The following is an 18,410-nucleotide window of genomic DNA, read 5'->3' as shown; positions in this document are numbered from 1 at the left end:
TGTTTTGATTGTTTTTGCTAAATGGTAGCAGAAAGCATGCTTTACCAGGCAATTACGAAGGTGGGAGACAGTATTTAGGGGAGAATATTTAAAAATCTAATACTGAAATAAGCCAGATAGTATTTGCGCTTTCAGTTTGATAGTCAAAGAAGATGGAAAACTCTCGAGACATTTCAGGCATTTAAACTGCGCACCATGCCTACAAATCAGGATTCCTTACACTTAATGTTAGCTGAGCCACAAATACTATCCATATCCCTATAATAGTTCAAAATTTAAACAATTTCAAAATAAAGGCGAATAGCGTAAATCACCATAGGCGCTATGGGCGGCATACACGGCAAAAGTACGACGGAATTGATGAGGAGTAAAATTCCAGTTGATACCGTGGCTTTTAGCAAAGTTGTTTAAGCGGTCACGTATTGCTGGGGAGGAAAGAGTGCGTATCTGTTTGTTTTTTTGATTGAGAAATAAATAATTTTTATGCCGTTGTAGTTTATTTACCAAAGTGGCATTTCTTTGCTCAGCTATTTGTTGCTGTAATTTTTCTTGCAGAGGTGTTACAAGCTGCATTACGGTTTTAATCGCAGTATGAGTTATTTCCGTAACTAACCACTCTGTAGTACCTTCATGGGTTTTCTCCGAGTTTCCTTTCATCCAATAATAAGTTTCTTGCTCATGATCCGATGAGGTATAAATGCAATCCGTTTTTAATCCGGCCAGTTCATGTATTCTAATTCCACTAGTAATTAAAACAATAATAATGCAACTGTCCAGGAGTTGGCTTAATTTGGTATTAAATGATTGAAGCCCTCCATCATGATGATGTGCTTTTAGAAATCGATTTACTTTGTCACAAATAACAGAGTCCACAAAATTCTTGTTTCGCTTTTTTATGGTTTCAATTTCATTGCGTAAAGCTAATAATGTTCCTGCTTCATCTATTCTCTTTACTGCAGCGCAAAAAATATCGGATAACACCTGATCTGGAATGATCTTCGTTGTGGCGGTTTTTTTGACTTTTGTTTCTATGTTCGATAAAAAAGTAGCTGAGGTATTCGGCCATGGATGAGGCATCGGATCAAATGTATTTTGGCTTAATTCAAAAAGTGCCTCAATTGCTGAGAATTTTTTATTCAATGTATTGGGTAACAGGCTTTTTCCGGTGTTTTTATTTAACGTATTTTGAGATTTATGTACGTAATTACTGCACATTAATTGAGTAATTTCTCTTAATGAATTGACCTTTAATGTATTTATGTAGTTAAGGAATAACTGGTTTTCTTTAAAGAAATTGACGATGGTCGAACCTCTTGGTTTAACGGAGCCTTTTCTGCCATTCAAGTAATATTTGAAGCAGACGACTTTAAATATTAGCTGAAATTGCTTAGGCATCTTTTGAAAATTCAATACTTTCATGTGATCGGAATGATTGGATACAAATAGATTATCTGGCAGCTGCCATAAATCATCGTTGAATTCACTTAATATGTTATAAGAGCCATCATTTGATTGAATGAAGCTGACAATAATTTTTGTGCTTTGTAAGGACAGCACTCGTTCATCCATTTCTTGTGTGTATTGATTTAAAAATTCAGTTTCTGAGAGCATCATTCTTCTGTTTCCAATTGCAATTGGTCATTGGTGCGCCAAAAGAGGTGGGGCTCTATATGGGCATTTTTCTTTTCTTGCGCAACTTTTTGCTCATTGAAGTGAGGGGAAATTTGCGTATCAATAATCCGAATAATATGGGCGTAATAACGATTCCAACTTTTTGCGCCAATCACGTTACGTTCTTTAATGAGTAACCAATAAAAACTAAATAACCGGTATAAATCATCTTCGGTCACTACAAAACTTGAACAGCGGAAACATGCCATAAAATTAATGCATGGATTGCCATTTTTGGGAGCATAATCTCCGTATAGCGCATTTTTACATTGGGCAATTGGAGTGTTTTCTGTGTCTTGTACCTCGTTATGATTTCTTTTAAGTAGCTCTTGGTTTCGTATTTCGCCCATGAGCCGCCAGTTGTTTTGAGCCTCAAGAGGAGCCTCTAAATAATAATCATTAGATACTTTGACACTATGTCCTGCTAAGGATGCAGTCACGAATGGATCTTGTCCTGAGAGCTCCCAAATACGGTTTTCAAATGTTTTACGAAGACGCATCACATTCAGCATAAGTGGCTTATTATCTGAATTAGTTAAATGGTTTTGAGTGACAAATAATTTAATACACTTCTGTAATGTATTATGAGTTAACAGGCTAACTCTCCCACGATTACCTCCAGTGCATTGGAAAATAAATAGCTGATTTTTGAATTTTCTTTGCTTACGAATAGTATCATTGCGCTGTTTAATTAACTCAATAATATCCAATACATCCATCATAATGGTTTTTAATAGGCTCATCTTTTCTGAATGCCGTATTGTTTGAATATGAGTATTTTTTCCGCGCCGTTTATAACTGACTAACAATCTACGATCTTTTTTTAAAGGGTGGGGTTGGATGCACTCTGTATTAAGTTCCAGAATAGGGGTCGGATTTAAACCAGTACGAAGCGCAATGGATAAAACACAGATTGATAAATCGTAGCTCGATAATAATTGATTTGTTGTACGAATACGCCTTAGCTCATTGTTTAAGGTTTGTGTTATATTTTTAATCTCTGTCTTACAGATAGGCCTTTGACCTTTGGTGGCTCGCTTGCTGTTTGGGAATGGATTTCTAGGAAAAATATCTTTGTTGAGCAATCCTTTTTTTACAAGATGCATTAATAAGGATTTAGTAAAGGTAAATATATTTTTTTGTGTTACTTTTCCTGGTTTTTTTTCCGCTAAGAAGCTGATAAATTGCACAATAAATTCTTTATTAATATCGTGAACATGCAGCTGTCTTGAAAAACTATTCGCGAGAATCTGACAAAAGGAGAGAAATATTTTTAACCCTTTGCAATAATATACGATGGTGTAGACAGTAAGTATTTGCTCTTTACTTTGAATGGCTTGTGCTAATAATTGTTCGATTGCTTTTTGGCATTCAAATACGATTGAATCACATTGTTTTCCATAATAAGGTAAAAAATCAAATGTTCTTAAACTCCCTGGGTTTTTGGGAAACTGTATGCGGGTATTGTTTGGCGGATATTGGGCTATAGTTTCCTTTTTATTATCCTGCAATTCGTGAGAACGATAAAAATTATTTTTCATTTTAAAAATCTTTTTAGTCATAAATTGTCCATTCCACAAAATGAATCAATTTCTTCTTGGTAACTCGTTATCAAATGTTCCTCGACTTCGGCGAGGTAGTGCAGATATTTTTCAGTAGTGAGAACACTGCTATGGCCTAGGCGGTCTCTGATATAGAGCAGGGGATCTATTTGTGCTTTACGCTGACGCATTTCATAAAGTGTATGCGTAGCATAGGTATGTCTTAGCATATGAGGGGTGACTTTAAAGGATAACCCTAAGTTCTTCCAAAGATTATTGAGGCTTTTTCCTGCCTTGCCCCACGGCGTACCGTTTTTATTTAAAAAAAGAGTGTTTTGTTTTTCTCCGCTTATTTTTTCCAACTGATACCGCTCATGTATCACATAGTCCCAAAGTGCGGTCATTAATGCTCTTGGTATATCGATACTTCGTGGTTTACCTCCTTTGGTTTTCATATCTGAAGGATTAAGGGTGACGCGTATGATGCTTTTATAAATGCCTACGTTTTGAGGGTTAAAAATATAAGTAACTGGAAAGGTCGCTAGTTCTTCTTTACGTAAACCACTAGATAGAGCGAGGCGTGCCATAAGTTTTTGAGTAAGATTTTTTATTGCTGTTAAAAACTCCCGAACTTGTTGTTTACTCAGTAATTTAATGCGCGTGGGTTTTGTCTTCAGTAATACATCAGGAACTCGCTTCGAAGAACCAGAGGCATCAATATGAGCCAAAAATCTTTTAGAGCAGTGGCTTCTCACCTCTTCTAAATTATAGGGTAAGGAGTCGATCCAGTTCATTCCCAAGGCAAATTGATAAAATTTAATGATAAGACGGAGGCGATAATTTACTGTATTAGAACTTAATTTCATTTCTGAAAGCGACCAATCGCGGTATGCAGCAAGAAGGCTGTAATGGGATAGATTATTATCCATACGCCAATCGAATGAATTGGCTTCCAGAAAACTAAAGTAGTCGTACATCGATTGCCCATAGGCTTCCCAGCTTTTTATACTTTGTATCCTGCCCCGCTTAATGCAATGTTGCACAAGAAATAACAAAACCTCTTCAATAATATTCATTTCTGAATCCAGCAAAATGGGAAACTTTTCGTAACTTGAACCATGAATTTTAAAATCTGAAGTTGAAAATACGAGGCGCATGTAAGTTGATCCTATAAATGGTTATTGGGTAAGAATTTGTAACACTTTTATAGCACCATAACACATCATGCCCGCTGAGCATTTTGGCAAACAGCGACCTTGCTGGCGTGAAGCCCTGTGTCAGAAAAAGGGGAAACGTTTTAAAGGCAGAAAATGTTGTGAACTCATTGATAGTCAATTTAAACACATGGAAGCTGAACTTTATAACCTGTGGCCTTCCGTCGGTTTGATTAATCAACTTCGCTCTAATTATCGTTATGGTCTCATTACTACAAAAACAAAAACCTACGGGTGTGATTTTAATGTGCAAAAGGAAAATCGCCTAGTGGAACCTGCCGATGAAGCCAAAGGCATTGTCGCAAGAGCCAATCTCTTTATGGCTTACCACTATAAACTTCGGTTAAGTGACTCCCAACGTCAATTGTTTGAAGCCTGGAGTAGGATGTTTCCACCTACTCAATGGGAAATTGCATGGGCTCGCCAGGTGGAACTCATTGAAGGTTATGAGAATCCTTTCATTGGCTAAATTTCCTATTGAGGACAATGAAACCTAGAGGAATTTATAATTAAATGGGTAAAATCACCCATCTCTTTGTTGAACAAGATGGATTAAAATTGCAACATTTGTTTAATGGACCTTTGTTGCGATGTTACAGGATAATCGAGATATTCTTCTCACCATGTATAATTTTCTTCCTAAAAGAGACCTGATAAACATGTTGCTGGTTTGTAAAACTTGGAGAGAAGTGGGACGAGATAAACGATTATGGGGCAATGTACCCTATGATACATTTCGGGACATGATAACAAGCCTAGATGTTCAACTGAGGGATTTTGTATTAAGTGATGTAATTGACTTAAAGCTTGCAAAACAACTACAAACCTTATGGAACATGGATGAGAAAGGACGTGCGGAACAATTGCAAAAGCTTGTGCCAGAGCTTTGGCCAAAAGAGATAAGCCTACAAAAACCATTATCGTCTAAATTAGGAGCGGTTCTTCTCTTAGGCCGTTTTATTTCTAAAGATGATTTAGAAGCAATATGGAGAAAACATCAAAGAACGGCAGTTTGGACCAGCCTATTTGTTTCAACTTACTTACTCAGTGACCAAAAACCAGTGCACCTTTTTTTATTGCTAAACACGGTCCCGGTCATTAAGGCTTTAAAAAGTGGGCAATGTAAAATGGATGAGCTTGTTCGTTTGGATCCTTGGCAAATCAATGGCTTTAAAGATGCTCGGGGATTAAAGGCTCTAGAAAAAGGTCATTTAACGAGTGCCATCGTTGCCAAAATGAAAACCCCTTTTGATTTTACGTTTTTTTATTTCCAAGACGCTCATGAGACATTGAATACACAATGTAAGCCCTAATTTATTACTTTCGAGATAGTTGTAAAAAAACATCTTTGGGGGAAGTAAGACGTAATGGGGTGGATTTTTGTAGCGAGTTTTTAATTTGAGGTGCGATTGAATTTGGTTATTTAGTATTACTTTTTTATAAACCAAGACTCGTGATACATTAAATTTTCTTCTACAAAACCGTGGAATTATTCCAGGGTGACGGTGAAAAAATCTTCAATACATTGCTTCGCATTTTCAGACAAATTCCAATAACTCAAACTCGTGTTCAATAAGATGTATCAATTTGGCGCATTTTTACAATAATAATTTTTCATTAACTTGCATAATCTATTATCAATGTAGGCCTGCAATCATATTGATAAGCAGAAATCCTTGGGTGATTATTTATGTTTGATGAAGTTTATACAATAGCAATAGAATCTAATGATTTTGAAGAGTTAAAAAGAAAGTTAAAAAAGATTCATATTGATGCGCCATCTATAAAAGATGGTTTTTTTGTTACTGCTGCTGCTCAATTAGCTATAAAAGGAAAAAACAATAAAGTAGAGTGGATGCGACAGCTCGGGGCAAACGTTGATGATATTGCTTATGGCTATGCACTAGCAGGTAATCATGAGCGAGCAGAAGCCTACCGCACAGCACACGGTGCAAACGTTGATGCTATTGCTTATGGCTATGCACTAGTAGGTAATCATGAGCGAGTAGAAACCTACCGCACAGAACACGGTGCAAACGTTAATTTTATTGTTTCTGGCTATGCACGAGCAGGTAATCATAAGCGAGTAGAAGCCTACCGCACGGAACACGGTGCAAACGTTGATGCTATTGCTTATGGCTATGCACGAGCAGGTAATCATGAGCGAGTAGAAGCCTACCGCACGGAACACGGTGCAAAGGTTGATTCTATTGCTTATGGCTATGCACGAGCAGGTAATCAGGAGAAACAAAAAAAATACGATATTAACTACCTTCTGAATAGTTACCTAAAAGAAAGAACAGCGGTAACTGATTCTTCCGGGAAAACAAAAGAATATTTTCATGGAAGTTTCTTTTCTGTCTTTCAAAAAAGTTTCACACAAAAAAGAGAGGCCGTTAATGTGCTAAAATCAGCGCTGGAAGGAAATAAAGTCAATTTAAACGAACACTTACCCACCTTAAGAAATGGTAATTTGGGCAAAGAGCTTCGAGCATTCATTAAATCGGGCATAGGTAATGCTCTGGTTGGGAGAGAAGTAACCACCGTAAGTGATTTTGTTCAGGCTCTTCAAGAGAAGGTTTCCAATCAAGCACGGCTTTCTTAATTTGCTTAATGCTTCGATAAGCCAGACTTACAAGTTTCTTCGTTCCGAAGAATTACAAGCTCTCATCGCTGGCCATCAAAAGAACCGTAAAATCGATTGGAGCAACTTACCACCGGAAGCGTTTCAACAAATCAATGAAAATGAGACGAAAAAGGTAGGGGAGATATTTGCTGTGGGGGCATTCGAAATGATAAGGATTATTTGGCAGCCTTTATGATTTATCAACATGGCGATGTTCTTGATCCTACTATCAAGCATGTATATTTGCTTTGCGTGCTGCAGAGCTTAAGAACAAAGAAGGGAATTTAAATGCGGCGATGAATTGATAGATATTGTGAGTACTTGGCATAAGCAGCTTTTTGGGACGCAAGCTCATTCCGATAGCTTAGAAGGTTGCCTATGTTTAGAGCCACTTAACGCTCATTTTCTGATTCAGTACGGGTGTCGCATACAGAAAACACTTCAAGAGATTTGATTGGTTAAAGTAGGATAATCAAGGAAGCAATGCACTCAAGAGGATGCACTCGAGATTTAAAACCCTCGCCCCGAGGAACAATTTCAGGGTTTTGGTAGAAGAAAATTGGGTTAGTTCCTGCAGCGGTTCGCTTGTTTACGTGGATGTCACTAAAAACACATTAGGTTTCTTAAGAGGTCTCTTAAGCATACGCACAGTGCTTTCTTTTGACTTCCTAATTGGTTGTGTTAGCCGTGCAAGATTTATAACCACAACTCTAGAATCACAAGACCTATACCACTCAACAATGCAGCAAATGCTTTCCTATCGTAAAGATAACGAAAAGTTCAAAATTGATTGTTTCGCGCCCCATTTAATACGTCTCTAGGCCTTAGTGGACCTCATTTTCAATGATAATTAATGCCAAATTCATCAAAATTAATTCTGATTAAAATCATCTGCTTATAATTTTAGATACATAAAGGACCAACAATTTAGTGGTCTATACTTAGACCTACAACCAAAGGAGAATATTATGAACGACAACAAATGGAATCAAAATCAGCAAGATCAACAAGGCGGCCCAAAAATGGGGCAAAATCAAGATGAACGTAAACAAGCTCCTGGTCAAGGTGGACAAAAACAAGGCCATCAACCTGGCCAAGGCCAAGGCAAAGAGCAACAAGGTGCTCAGGGCCAAGACAAACGCTAATCATGACACACTAGACAACTAAGCTTGTCTAGTGCTCTTTTCTATTTTTCTGCCCTACCAACCACTCCCTGCTAATTTCAAGTTCATCGGCAATTGTTGTTAAGGATTCCTCATCGACCACAATCCCATTTAATGCCGCTTCAATTTTAAATTTAGGTAAATTAAATATTTTGGAACAAGCGTTAATTCTCTCATTCATCAGGGAAGGAACCCCGAGGTTATCGAGTTCCTTATTTAAGCGTTCAACCAAGTGGCGATTTGGCATAGTTCACCTCCTTTTTTTGTTATATAGCACAATCTGAAAAAAAAGTGAGTAAAATGCACAAAAATTTGCTTAGTAAGTGGGGTAGACTATACTTAAAGTGTAGAAGTAAGGTGAGGCGTTAGCCCACTTTCATTTCTACAGCAAATACCACCTTCGGGTGGTTTTTGTTTTTCTGACTCACCAAAAAATGGATGAATAAGATGGGGTTAGATCACTATCAAGCAAAAAGAGATTTTTCAAAAACGCCTGAACCCAAAGGGCGTCTTCATCGCGCAATCACTATCGTTTCGTTATTCAAAAGCATGCTGCAAGTCAGCTTCATTATGATTTTCGCTTGGAGCTTCAAGGTGTTTTAAAAAGTTGGGCAATTCCTAAAGGGCCGTGTTTAGACCCTGATGTGAAACGGATAGCGATACCTACAGAAGATCATCCTGTGGAATATTTACAGTTTGAAGGGGTAATTCCAAAAAAAGAATATGGTGGTGGTCGCATGATTGTTTGGGATACTGGCAAGTGGGAGCCTTTAGACAAAAATCCATTAGACGCTTATGAAAAAGGGCATTTGCGTTTCATTCTGCATGCCAAAAAACTAGGTGGTCGCTGGGATTTATTTAAAATTAGCCGCGAAAACACCTGGTTTTTAAAAAAATATGACGATGACTTTGCCCGAGTGCTCGATGATTATGACATTACCAAAGAAAAGCCTTTAAGTGTCATTAGTGGAAATAGCGTTGAAGAAGTAGGGGAGGACAGAGCGCCATTTTTAGAGACTAAAGTAAAATTACATCTTCCAAAAAGCGCTTTACCACAACGTTTATCGCCACAGCTCGCTACTTTAACGAATAAACCGCCTATGGGTGAAGAATGGGTGCATGAAATAAAATTTGACGGTTATCGCATGCTGGCTTTTAAAAAAGGGAGCGAGGTGCGAATCGTCTCTCGGAATAACAAAGATTGGACAAGGGAATTTCAGGTGGTTGCAGAAAGGGTTTCAAAACTCCCTATTGATAATCTTCTTTTAGATGGGGGAGCTTGTGGTGCTTGATGAAAAGCATCGCTCAAGTTTTCAGATGATGCAAAACTCTCTCGATAAAGGCGAGAGGGGCGCTTTTATTTACTACTTATTTGACCTCATTTATTATGATGAATGGGACATTACGTCGTTGCCGCTCATTGAACGTAAAAAAATTTTACAGTCCTTTCTTCCTCAAAACGATCCCATGCTTCGCTACAGTGACCACATCGGTGGGTTTGGTGATGAGGTGTTTAATAATGCCTGTGAACTTTCTTTGGAAGGGATTATTTCCAAAGTAGCGATGAGTCCGTATCAAACAAGACGGACGAAAACCTGGTTAAAAATTAAATGCACGAAACGACAGGAATTTGTTATAGGTGGTTTTACACCACCCAAAGGAGCGAGAACGCACTTTGGCTCGCTCTATTTAGGGTATTATGACAAGAAGGGTGAGCTCATCTTTTGCGGCAATGTGGGCACAGGGTTTACCTCCTCCTCACTTCGAGACATCGCAAAAGAACTGCAAAAACGCATTGTTACCGTTGGACAGGCTTTTGGCTAGATGTTTTTTTCGGTTTTCATTGGGTACTAGTCTTTTTATTTCTTTACCGTTTACTGTAAAAGTTTCTTCATGCACCTGACCTAAGCCCTCTACGGCAGTGACTCCTGCTGAATAGAAGTGAGTAGGTTAGTCGCTAGTTTTATTGCCGTATGAAAAACCCTAAGTTTGTACAAGGTGCGTGCTACTTCGTGATTGATCTTTGCTATTCATGCTAAAACTGACTCGCCAACGCGTGAAGCTAAAGGCCGTGACAGGCCTGTCCCAACTTCTCATTTCTGGGTTCAAAGCTACTTGTCTAGAAGGCGGTTTGTGGAGCCGGGAAATAGACATTCCCGGACTAAATAAGACTTTCTCATATCGTATGTAGATTCAAAGGCTATATGATTGCTTGGCTTTCAGTCAAAGCAATGGCTTTAGTGAATAGCTAGTATAGAATCAAGCTCAATAACTTTCTCTTCTTCTTCCAGAGTTTCGAAACTCGTGTGCATCTTTTCTTGTATCTGTTTAATTTGATCTAATTGAAAAGTTGTCGATTCAAAGAAGTTCTGCTTATAACCAAATGTAATTAAGGTAACCAAAAAATTTAAACATGACTTTAAAAAATTCAAGAAAGATTCAAATCCCGTTATAGTATTTCTTGTTTCATGAAGCAAAGAGTCTGTTAGTTCTATGGTTGATTCTACAGCTTGAGAAATATGAGTGGGGTTTAGCTTTTTTGGAGTGAGTAATGTCTCAATAGATATATTCCTTTCAGTAGTGAAGTCTACACCAGGATACAGAAAAGGTAACAATTTTTTGGCCATGGTGAAATAGATGGCTAGCGCTTTAAAATCGGCTAGCGTCTTCTTATCCAAATTAATCCATGGTAATTGCGAAAAATCATATTGACCATTATGCAATTGTAAGACTAAAGAAGGATAAGATGATGCTAATTTTTTTACTAAGTTTAAGTTCGATTGTTGCAAAGTGGCATAGCTTTTCTTAAATTGCTCTAAACTTTTAGACATAATAACTCCGATAATATGTAAGGAGGACTTCTCCTTATCAAGTGATTGCACTTGGTTTAAAGTGAAAAATAACTATACAAATTGGCGAGAAATAATTATTGTAAAAATGCGCCAAATTGATACATCTTGTTGGAACACGAGCTTGAGTCATGGGAAATTTCTAAAGGGAGGTAAGGCATTCAGCATTAATGTTGGTATTGAACTCGAAACTCTATAGGTTATGCAATCTGAAAGGGTATGCATGTCTCCTTATTCAATTCAAGATACCAAGGAATAAGGAGATCTATTAACTTATGTTATAAAACCAACTGATTATTGAACGTAGAAGCAAGCTCAGTAACCTTCTCTTCTTCAACCAAAGTTTCAAAACTCATATGTATTTTATCTTGTATCTCTTTAATTTGGTCTAATTGAAAAGTAGTTGTTTCAAAAAAGTTCTGTCTTTGTCCAAATGTAATTATAGTACCTAAAAAATTTAAACATGATTTTAAGAAATTCAAGATAGACTCGCATCCCGTTATAGTATTTCTTGATTCTTGAAGCATAATATTTGCTATTTCTTTGGTTGATTCGACTGCTTGAGCAATCTGAATGGGATTTAGCTTTTTTGGTGCAAGTAATGTTTCAATAGGAGTATTCTTTCCTGGAGAGAAGTCTACACCTGGATAGAGGGAGGGTAACAATTTTTTATCAATTGTTTGATAAATCGCTAGCGCTTTAAAATCAGCTAGCGTCTTATTATCCAAATCAATCCATGGTGTTTGCGAAAAATAAAAGGGACCATCGATTAAATCTGGATAAGATTGTGCTAATTTTGCTAGTAAATTTAAATTCGCTTGTTGCATAGCGACATAGCTGTTCTTAAATTGCTCTAAACTATTAGACATAATAACCCCCTAGAATGTTTAAGATGACTTCTTGTCAGTGATTGATTGCTATTGGTTCGAATTGCATAGTAATTATGCAATATGGTGAAGGATTAATATTGTAAAAATACGCCAAATTTATACATCCTATTGGAAAAATTGTTTGAATCATGGCAATTGTCTTAAAGCGAAATGTAATGTACTGGGATTTTTGACCTTACTCGAGGAGCAATTCCTGAGTCTTGGTAGAGGAAAATTGATTGATTCTTGCAGCAATTTGCGCTTATGGATATCACAAAAATCACGACGTATTCTCGCTAAAAAGATTTATCTACTATTTATTTTGAATTTATTTATTACTAATAGGAGATCATGTCGTTGCTTCATTGAGCGTTAAAAATTTTTACAATCCATTTTTCTTAACCGATCCATGGTTCTTTACAGTAACTACATCGGTAGTTTTGGCGATAAGGTGTTTTAGAACTTTCCTTATTTCCAAAGTAACGATGAGTACTATCAAACAAGATGACGAAAGACCTGATAATGAAATGCACAACGAGAGGAGTTTGTTATAAGAGGGTTGACCCCACCAAAGGTGCGAGAATACTGTGAGTCGCTCTATTAGGCTATTTATGACAAGAAGGGCGAGCTCATCTTTTGCGGTAATGTAGACACAGGGTTTACATCATCCTCACTTCGAGAAATTGCAAAGGAACTGAAATACACATGATTGCCGACAATCCTTTCAAACAAAAAATCCGTAGTGTTATAAGAGTGCAACTTGTGTATTGCCAAATTGGTGTGTGATGTGGATTATCAAGAGTCTACTTTAAGGAGCATTTTAAGGCATCCCACTCTAAGGGGTTGTGATTTGATAAAAAACACTGTAGGTGGTAATTGAAGAGCCCTGGTTCAAGTGATTGAAAACTTGCAGCAATAATTCTACAGCTAAAAAATCAACCTATAGTAGCGAGATTTTTAACCCATTATAAGTCTCATATTCTAAAGGATTTTGGAAAAATAACGTATAATATTCTCTAACTTCTGTGAAAGTGTTAATTTAGTAAATTCTAAAAGCTTAGGCTAATTTGCAATTTCCTAGAAATTATAAATGCTCTCATAAAGACACTGTCGCTCTTAAAAATGACTTAAGTAAATTTAAATGCCTTTCATTTTTGGTTAAAACCTTTCTGAAAAGGAGAAAAAACCCTCCGAAGAAATATGCTGATTGCTCTAAAGGAGTCAGTTTCGATAGTTCTCTCATAGAAACATCGCTTCAGTAAGCTAATATTATTGAATCTTTTATGAAGATTAATGTTGCCATAGTTTATAGCCACACTTGGAGGAATAGCTGCAAAGGCTTGAGCTAATTCACCAACCGATTTGTTGTGAAGATTATTCCCCCGCAAATCAAGCAAGGTAATTCCAGGAGGGATAGCTGCAAAGGCTTGTGCCAGTTCAGCAGCTGATTTATTGTCAAGATTATTTCCGCTCAAATAAATCGAGGTCACCCCAGAAGGAATAGCTGCAAAGGCCTGTGCTAATTCAGCATCCGATTTATTGCCTAGATTATTCCTGTACAAATCAAGTGAGGTTACGCCAGCAGGAATAGCTGCAAAAGTTTGAGCTAATTCAGTAGCCGATTTGTTGCCTAGGTGATTCCAGCTTAAATTAAGATGCGTAACACCGGCAGGAATAGCTGCAAACGCTTGTGCCAATTCAGGCCCCGACATTTTGTAAAAGTTATTCCCTCTTAAATCAAGTGAGGTCACCCCAGGAGGAATAGCTGCAAAGACTTTGGCTAATTCAGCTCCTGATTTTTTGTGAAAGTTATTCCTGCACAGATCAAGAAAGGCTACGCTAATAGGAATAGCTATAAAGGCTTTTGCCAAATCAGAAGCTTCTTTGTTGCTAAGGTCATTCCAGCTCAGATCAAGAGATAGCACTCCAACTGGAAGGGCTGTAAAGATTTGAACTAGTTCAGCAGCCGATTTGTTATCAAGGTCAATTAGCTTTGTATACATAATAACTCCCATGAAATATTAAATGATTAGTACGGTACATTTCATAAAATTTTTATAATGTATTGAAGAGAGCTTCTGCTATGCAGTTATTTTGTTTGTCCAAAATGATAAATTATTATGCAGGATAATGAATGATTAATATTGTAAAAATGCGTCAAATTCATAAACCCTATTAGAACACGATTCAGAATCGCGAAATATAATAACTTCGGGTTGATATGCTTTGCTTATAGCCATCCACTGAACAATTACAGAACTAGTTATACGGCAATAAAGGAATCAAATTAAATTTCAGAAATGGACTAGGGTCCATATAAGATGACATTATTATGGTTACATTCTATAGCGTGCTTTCAATTAAAATGCAGGATTCTATACCTCAAACAAATTTGTCGGAATTTTACAATACATCCATTAATGCAATAGCCATAATGGTTTTATAAGTTGGCAAAGAATGAGGTAAAAATATGAGAATGGATCTATATCGGTTAATTCATAAAGCGCAACGTCAGCGCCTCTTTGAATTATCCATCCTAATCGGAAGGACAGATTTTAATAATCAAGCACAAAGCTCACAAGTTAAAATTGCACTCGGTGCAATGATAACGCACTTACATAAACATTCCCAAACAGAGGAATCATTCATTCATCCACTATACGGGATATTCAAGGATACGGTCGAAATGATTGAGTCTGAGCATGCAATACTAGAATCTCATATTGAAATTCTAAATAAAGCGATTGCTAATGAGCAACTGACGAATAATGTATATGAAGAATTTAACAAATTTTTGATAGTTTACTTACAACATATAGAAAACGAGGAAAATTATCAAAAGACCATATTATGGAAATACTATAACGATGAAGAACTTATGAAAGTAATGCAACGATATCAACAAAGTTTGTCGGATGCTCAAATCATGGATAATTTGAGATTTATGCTACCATCTTTAAGTCGAATGGAGGCTATTTCCATGCTTCAAAACATGAAGAAATCTCTTCCAGGTTTTCTCTATAATCGAGCAAGCAGGTTGATTGAAAACGAATTTATGAAGGAAAATTGGGATATGCCTATCTCTGAAACTATTGATTAATTTAAAGACATATAGAGTGAATGATCAGGGATGATCATAATGAAAACATGATTCAAATAGACTAAAATAGAAGAAGATACCTTTGAGATAATTCAATGGACAAGCAACATCAAGATTTACATCCACTATTGTATCCTTATATAAAAAGCATTGAAATTGCTCACCAGAATTCAACATTGCCTTATCACGTTTACCCAAGTCTTTTTCCTACAATTGGATTTCAAATTAATGGAGAGCTTGCACTTCTAGAAGACGACCAAAGCAAAAGACTCAAGATAAGTGGAATTACCGGATTAATAACTCGACCACGAACCTTTCAAATAATTTCCCCTTCGACAAAAACCATACTAGTAAAATTTTACCCTTGGGGAGTACCTAGAATATTTAAAGAAGCGGCAAATACAATAACAAATCAATCGATTGGATTAGACGATTTAGTAAATGCTCAAAAAATTATAAATTTAGAAGAGAGAATTCAAATAAATAGTTGCTCATCATCAGCATTACTAGCTCTCATCCAGGAGTTCTTTTTAGACTTATATATAAGTAACGACAATGCTATTGATCATTCTCGTATCATGAAAATTGCGTTAGATATAGCTCAAAATCCAAACGGAACTGTTGCAGAATTAGGAATGAAGTATGGATTTAGTCAGCGGAATCTTGAGCGTCAGTTTTTAATGACCATAGGTTTAAGCCCCAAAAAATATATGCTGACTGCTCGATTTCAACAAACTCTTAAAATGTTACTGGGAGGCGCAAGTTGGTCATCTATTGCAAACAACTTCAATTTTCATGATCAAGCCCATTTTATTAAGGAATTTAAAGCATTTTCAGGTATGACCCCATACAATTTGATAAAGGGGATATAATCTTACCAGATCCCAAGTTTAGTGCATTAATTCTCCATTATGCATTGAAAATGAAGAAGACAAAATGAGGTTAAAAGAGTGTAATAGGGAGGAATGATGCACTTATGATGTAGGTCATTTCTGGCCTTAGGATTTTCCAATTGGTGTCCCATATCATCCATTGTGAATGGTATAGGTATTTCGAAGACAGTGTCTTTCAAACTCTTTGCAATTTTGCTTTAGATTATATAATCAACCGCTTATGATTTTAATCTTGACTCAATGCATACCATTTGCGAAGCAAAATGGATGAAGGATCGATAGGGAACAGCTGACCCATTCAAGAAGAATTTGATACTGTAATAAATTTACAGTTGGAATTGAATTCATATAACCATAGGTTTAGCAAATTTAATCGCCATTTTACAATACACAAAACCTCAAAAATTTATAATTCCACCAATGGGGCGATTAGTAAAAAAATATGGCTTAATTAAATGCCGATGTCAGGGCTGAAGTCTTACTCTAGCCCTATTATTGATTCCAGAAATTGGGAATTGGTCGCTGCGATGGTAGTTAAATTGTATTCAAAATATTAAAGGATAGTTATGAATAAATCCGTCTGTGTTGTCATTGGTGTTGGACCAGGAAATGGTGCAGCATTTGCATCCCGCTTTACCAAGGAGGGTTATATCGTTGCATTATTAGCACGCAAGAAAGAGTTTATAATGAAGCTAGCCAGTGAACTTAAAAATTCACATGTGTACCAATGTGACGTCAGTGATCCGGAAGCAATTCAACAAGTAATTAATCAGATCAATCAGGATTTGGGGGACATTGATGTCGTAATTTATAATGCCGGCTCCGGCGCCTGGGGTAATCTTGAGGAAATTAATCTAGAAACATTTGAAACAAATTGGCGTGTTAATACATTAGGCTTATTTGCCATCTTTAAGGCAGTAACGCCTTCCATGAAAAAAAGAGGCCATGGCAATATTATAGTGATTGGTGCCACAGCCTCTAGACGTGGCGGCGCTAAATCGCTAGCGTTTGCTTCCGCAAAAGCGGCGCAACGAAGTTTGGCAGAATCGATGGCAAAATATTTGTGGCCTTTTGGGATTCACATTGCTCTTGTAATCATCGATGGTGTAGTTGATTTACCAAGAACCCGTGAATATATGCCAGATAAAGCAGATGATTTTTTTGTTAAGCCAAATGATGTTGCAAATACTGTGTTTTGGTTAACGCAACAACCTTCTTCTGCATGGTCCTTTGAAGTTGAAGCACGACCCTATGGTGAAATCTGGTAAAATTCCGCTTTCATAGTGTGCTGCAGATATAGTGCATTCTACAGAATCACCTCAGCCTAGAGAATGTAAAGTTGTATTACATCCAATCTGCACCACACACTAATTCCAATAGCATAATGCTAAGAAGTTGGTTACATCTATATAAATCCAACATGTAAGAGATGATGCCGTAAAGATATTATGGAAGTAGTGTTGGAAGACATGGATTAGCTTCATTAAGGTCAAATAAGCAGCTTTAACAGGTTAAGTGGCCCAACGGTAAAGTTGTGAGTACATTACTTGAAATTTGATAGTTTATTAATCCTATAGAGCTTCATTTTAGCATTTTCAAGCAAACAAAGTGGTGTAATCTTGTTCAGAATATTAATTAAGAAAGTATCTTTACCAATTAAGTAGCGAGAATATGGATTTTTTTTCTTTGCAATTTTAAAAATTTGCTTTGCTATAATATGGGGTTCTGGGACGAAGTATGAGTTCTTTGTCAAATTCCCCATTTCTGAGATGTGTGAAAGGGATTCCTCATAAGTAGAGAGACCTTCTGAGGGAAGATTAATAAGCGATTTTTTAACCTCTGCCTCAGCCTTTGTGGTTAGGAGCGGTGATTTCATCAAGCCAGGAAGAACGGCAATAGCATCTATCCCGATTCTTTGAAACTCATAATACTGTGATTCGGTCAAACGTAGAAGTGCTGCTTTAACACTCGAATAGATTCCCGTAAAAGGGCCTGCATCAATGGCAGCCCAGGAAGATATGTTTATTATTTTGGCTCGATTTCCATTTTTTATAAAGTTTCTTTTCAGTGTGGGGAGTAGGGCTTTTGTAAGTGCTATAGGACCAAACAGCATAACTTCAAATACCTCACGAACAACATGATCTTCTGTATACTCAAACGGGGAAATAGGTGTATATCCTGCCATGTTAATAAGAATGGAAAGTCCATCTGGAAGGCACTTTTGGTCTACAAATTTTGCAACCTCGACAATTTGCTCCTTATTACTAAGATCTAGGATTACGGGTATAATTTTATTATTCTTACTTAGAAGTTTCTGAGCATCATCAGCGCTTCGCACACCTGCAAATACCCGATAGTCTTGGGAGGCGAAAAGCAATGCTACTGCTTTGCCTAGACCCGAAGAGCATCCTGTTATTAAAATTGAATGATTCATTTTACCTCCAAACCTATGACCGCGAGAGCAATACAAATTGCCACCTTGGT

17 protein-coding genes are annotated in these 18,410 nt (G+C 36.9%); 9 read left to right on the top strand and 8 right to left on the bottom strand.

All coding sequences use genetic code 11. The features are described from left to right. Window positions 1-285: 285 nt before the first annotated feature. The 3 genes from PXX05_RS08545 to PXX05_RS08535 are packed head-to-tail and all read right to left on the bottom strand — an operon-like array spanning window position 286 to window position 4,369. Window positions 286-1,614 carry a tyrosine-type recombinase/integrase gene (locus PXX05_RS08545; protein WP_275087807.1) on the bottom strand — a complete coding sequence of 443 codons (1,329 nt, stop codon included), beginning with the start codon at window positions 1,612-1,614 and terminating at the stop codon, window positions 286-288. Further along, complete coding sequence (locus PXX05_RS08540; protein ID WP_275087806.1) at window positions 1,611-3,233, bottom strand: phage integrase SAM-like domain-containing protein; 1,623 nt, start codon at window positions 3,231-3,233, stop codon at window positions 1,611-1,613. Before PXX05_RS08540 ends, PXX05_RS08545 begins: the two co-directional genes overlap by 4 nt. Continuing rightward, window positions 3,230-4,369 carry a tyrosine-type recombinase/integrase gene (locus tag PXX05_RS08535; protein WP_275087805.1) on the bottom strand — a complete coding sequence of 380 codons (1,140 nt, stop codon included), beginning with the start codon at window positions 4,367-4,369 and terminating at the stop codon, window positions 3,230-3,232. The genes PXX05_RS08540 and PXX05_RS08535 overlap by 4 nt, the downstream gene beginning before the upstream one ends. Window positions 4,370-4,436: 67 nt before the next feature. Here PXX05_RS08535 and PXX05_RS08530 point away from each other — a divergent pair, with 67 nt between their 5' ends. The 4 genes from PXX05_RS08530 to PXX05_RS08515 all read left to right on the top strand — a co-directional run bounded on the left by PXX05_RS08530 (window position 4,437) and on the right by PXX05_RS08515 (window position 8,197). Beyond that, a complete protein-coding gene (locus PXX05_RS08530; protein WP_275087804.1) occupies window positions 4,437-4,895 on the top strand; it encodes an endonuclease in 459 nt (152 codons plus the stop codon). Between the two features lie 121 nt (window positions 4,896-5,016). Further along, a complete protein-coding gene (locus PXX05_RS08525) occupies window positions 5,017-5,739 on the top strand; it encodes an F-box-like domain-containing protein (protein ID WP_275087803.1) in 723 nt (240 codons plus the stop codon). Between the two features lie 377 nt (window positions 5,740-6,116). Next, window positions 6,117-7,031, top strand: a complete 915-nt coding sequence (locus PXX05_RS08520; RefSeq protein ID WP_275087802.1) for a hypothetical protein — start codon at window positions 6,117-6,119, stop codon at window positions 7,029-7,031. 989 nt (window positions 7,032-8,020) lie between these two features. Next, window positions 8,021-8,197: a hypothetical protein gene (locus tag PXX05_RS08515; protein ID WP_275087801.1), complete on the top strand. Its 177-nt coding sequence runs from the start codon at window positions 8,021-8,023 to the stop codon at window positions 8,195-8,197. A gap of 28 nt (window positions 8,198-8,225) precedes the next feature. Here the strand turns inward: PXX05_RS08515 and PXX05_RS08510 are convergent, their stop codons facing one another. Continuing rightward, window positions 8,226-8,462, bottom strand: a complete 237-nt coding sequence (locus tag PXX05_RS08510; RefSeq protein WP_275087800.1) for a hypothetical protein — start codon at window positions 8,460-8,462, stop codon at window positions 8,226-8,228. Between the two features lie 292 nt (window positions 8,463-8,754). On the opposite strand from PXX05_RS08510, the gene PXX05_RS08505 reads away from it, so the two are divergent. Together PXX05_RS08505 and PXX05_RS08500 are read left to right on the top strand one after the other, a co-directional pair. After that, a complete protein-coding gene (locus PXX05_RS08505) occupies window positions 8,755-9,507 on the top strand; it encodes a DNA polymerase ligase N-terminal domain-containing protein (RefSeq protein ID WP_275090487.1) in 753 nt (250 codons plus the stop codon). Beyond that, complete coding sequence (locus PXX05_RS08500) at window positions 9,500-10,039, top strand: ATP-dependent DNA ligase (protein WP_275087799.1); 540 nt, start codon at window positions 9,500-9,502, stop codon at window positions 10,037-10,039. The genes PXX05_RS08505 and PXX05_RS08500 overlap by 8 nt, the downstream gene beginning before the upstream one ends. Before the next feature lie 413 nt (window positions 10,040-10,452). On the opposite strand, the gene PXX05_RS08495 is transcribed toward PXX05_RS08500, so the two are convergent. The 3 genes from PXX05_RS08495 to PXX05_RS08485 all read right to left on the bottom strand — a co-directional run bounded on the left by PXX05_RS08495 (window position 10,453) and on the right by PXX05_RS08485 (window position 13,936). Then, window positions 10,453-11,046 (bottom strand): hypothetical protein, encoded by a 594-nt coding sequence (locus PXX05_RS08495; protein WP_275087798.1) that lies wholly within the window; start codon window positions 11,044-11,046, stop codon window positions 10,453-10,455. 296 nt (window positions 11,047-11,342) lie between these two features. Beyond that, window positions 11,343-11,933, bottom strand: coding sequence for a hypothetical protein (locus PXX05_RS08490; protein WP_275087797.1), 591 nt, complete (start codon window positions 11,931-11,933; stop codon window positions 11,343-11,345). A 1,148-nt stretch (window positions 11,934-13,081) separates the two neighbouring features. Next, window positions 13,082-13,936, bottom strand: coding sequence for a leucine-rich repeat domain-containing protein (locus tag PXX05_RS08485; RefSeq protein WP_275087796.1), 855 nt, complete (start codon window positions 13,934-13,936; stop codon window positions 13,082-13,084). Window positions 13,937-14,403: 467 nt separating this feature from the next. Here PXX05_RS08485 and PXX05_RS08480 point away from each other — a divergent pair, with 467 nt between their 5' ends. From PXX05_RS08480 to PXX05_RS08470, 3 genes are all read left to right on the top strand, one after another. After that, the gene (locus PXX05_RS08480) at window positions 14,404-15,033 is read left to right on the top strand and encodes a hemerythrin domain-containing protein (protein WP_275087795.1); all 630 of its coding nucleotides are present in this window, start codon (window positions 14,404-14,406) and stop codon (window positions 15,031-15,033) included. A gap of 95 nt (window positions 15,034-15,128) precedes the next feature. Beyond that, on the top strand, window positions 15,129-15,905 hold the full coding sequence (locus PXX05_RS08475; RefSeq protein ID WP_275087794.1) for a helix-turn-helix domain-containing protein: 777 nt from the start codon (window positions 15,129-15,131) through the stop codon (window positions 15,903-15,905). 587 nt (window positions 15,906-16,492) lie between these two features. Further along, entirely contained in the window at window positions 16,493-17,194 is a 702-nt protein-coding gene (locus PXX05_RS08470) for an SDR family NAD(P)-dependent oxidoreductase (protein WP_275087793.1), read from the top strand. A gap of 275 nt (window positions 17,195-17,469) precedes the next feature. On the opposite strand, the gene PXX05_RS08465 is transcribed toward PXX05_RS08470, so the two are convergent. Beyond that, window positions 17,470-18,360: an SDR family NAD(P)-dependent oxidoreductase gene (locus tag PXX05_RS08465; protein ID WP_275087792.1), complete on the bottom strand. Its 891-nt coding sequence runs from the start codon at window positions 18,358-18,360 to the stop codon at window positions 17,470-17,472. Window positions 18,361-18,410 lie beyond the last annotated feature (50 nt).

Source organism: Legionella cardiaca, assembly GCF_029026145.1.
GTDB classification, from domain to species: domain Bacteria; phylum Pseudomonadota; class Gammaproteobacteria; order Legionellales; family Legionellaceae; genus Tatlockia; species Tatlockia cardiaca.
Note: the sequence above shows the minus strand (reverse complement) of the source record. Positions and strands in the feature narration are given on the sequence as shown.

Bases quoted from the DNA above. Each gene is read 5' to 3' on its own strand.
- PXX05_RS08475 (WP_275087794.1), top strand. From the start codon at position 15,129: ATGGACAAGCAACATCAAGATTTACATCCACTATTGTATCCTTATATA.
- PXX05_RS08535 (WP_275087805.1), bottom strand. From the start codon at position 4,369: ATGCGCCTCGTATTTTCAACTTCAGATTTTAAAATTCATGGTTCAAGT.
- PXX05_RS08480 (WP_275087795.1), top strand. From the start codon at position 14,404: ATGAGAATGGATCTATATCGGTTAATTCATAAAGCGCAACGTCAGCGC.
- PXX05_RS08470 (WP_275087793.1), top strand. From the start codon at position 16,493: ATGAATAAATCCGTCTGTGTTGTCATTGGTGTTGGACCAGGAAATGGT.
- PXX05_RS08495 (WP_275087798.1), bottom strand. From the start codon at position 11,046: ATGTCTAAAAGTTTAGAGCAATTTAAGAAAAGCTATGCCACTTTGCAA.
- PXX05_RS08545 (WP_275087807.1), bottom strand. From the start codon at position 1,614: ATGATGCTCTCAGAAACTGAATTTTTAAATCAATACACACAAGAAATG.
- PXX05_RS08515 (WP_275087801.1), top strand. From the start codon at position 8,021: ATGAACGACAACAAATGGAATCAAAATCAGCAAGATCAACAAGGCGGC.
- PXX05_RS08530 (WP_275087804.1), top strand. From the start codon at position 4,437: ATGCCCGCTGAGCATTTTGGCAAACAGCGACCTTGCTGGCGTGAAGCC.
- PXX05_RS08525 (WP_275087803.1), top strand. From the start codon at position 5,017: ATGTTACAGGATAATCGAGATATTCTTCTCACCATGTATAATTTTCTT.
- PXX05_RS08510 (WP_275087800.1), bottom strand. From the start codon at position 8,462: ATGCCAAATCGCCACTTGGTTGAACGCTTAAATAAGGAACTCGATAAC.
- PXX05_RS08540 (WP_275087806.1), bottom strand. From the start codon at position 3,233: ATGACTAAAAAGATTTTTAAAATGAAAAATAATTTTTATCGTTCTCAC.
- PXX05_RS08520 (WP_275087802.1), top strand. From the start codon at position 6,117: ATGTTTGATGAAGTTTATACAATAGCAATAGAATCTAATGATTTTGAA.
- PXX05_RS08490 (WP_275087797.1), bottom strand. From the start codon at position 11,933: ATGTCTAATAGTTTAGAGCAATTTAAGAACAGCTATGTCGCTATGCAA.
- PXX05_RS08485 (WP_275087796.1), bottom strand. From the start codon at position 13,936: ATGTATACAAAGCTAATTGACCTTGATAACAAATCGGCTGCTGAACTA.
- PXX05_RS08465 (WP_275087792.1), bottom strand. From the start codon at position 18,360: ATGAATCATTCAATTTTAATAACAGGATGCTCTTCGGGTCTAGGCAAA.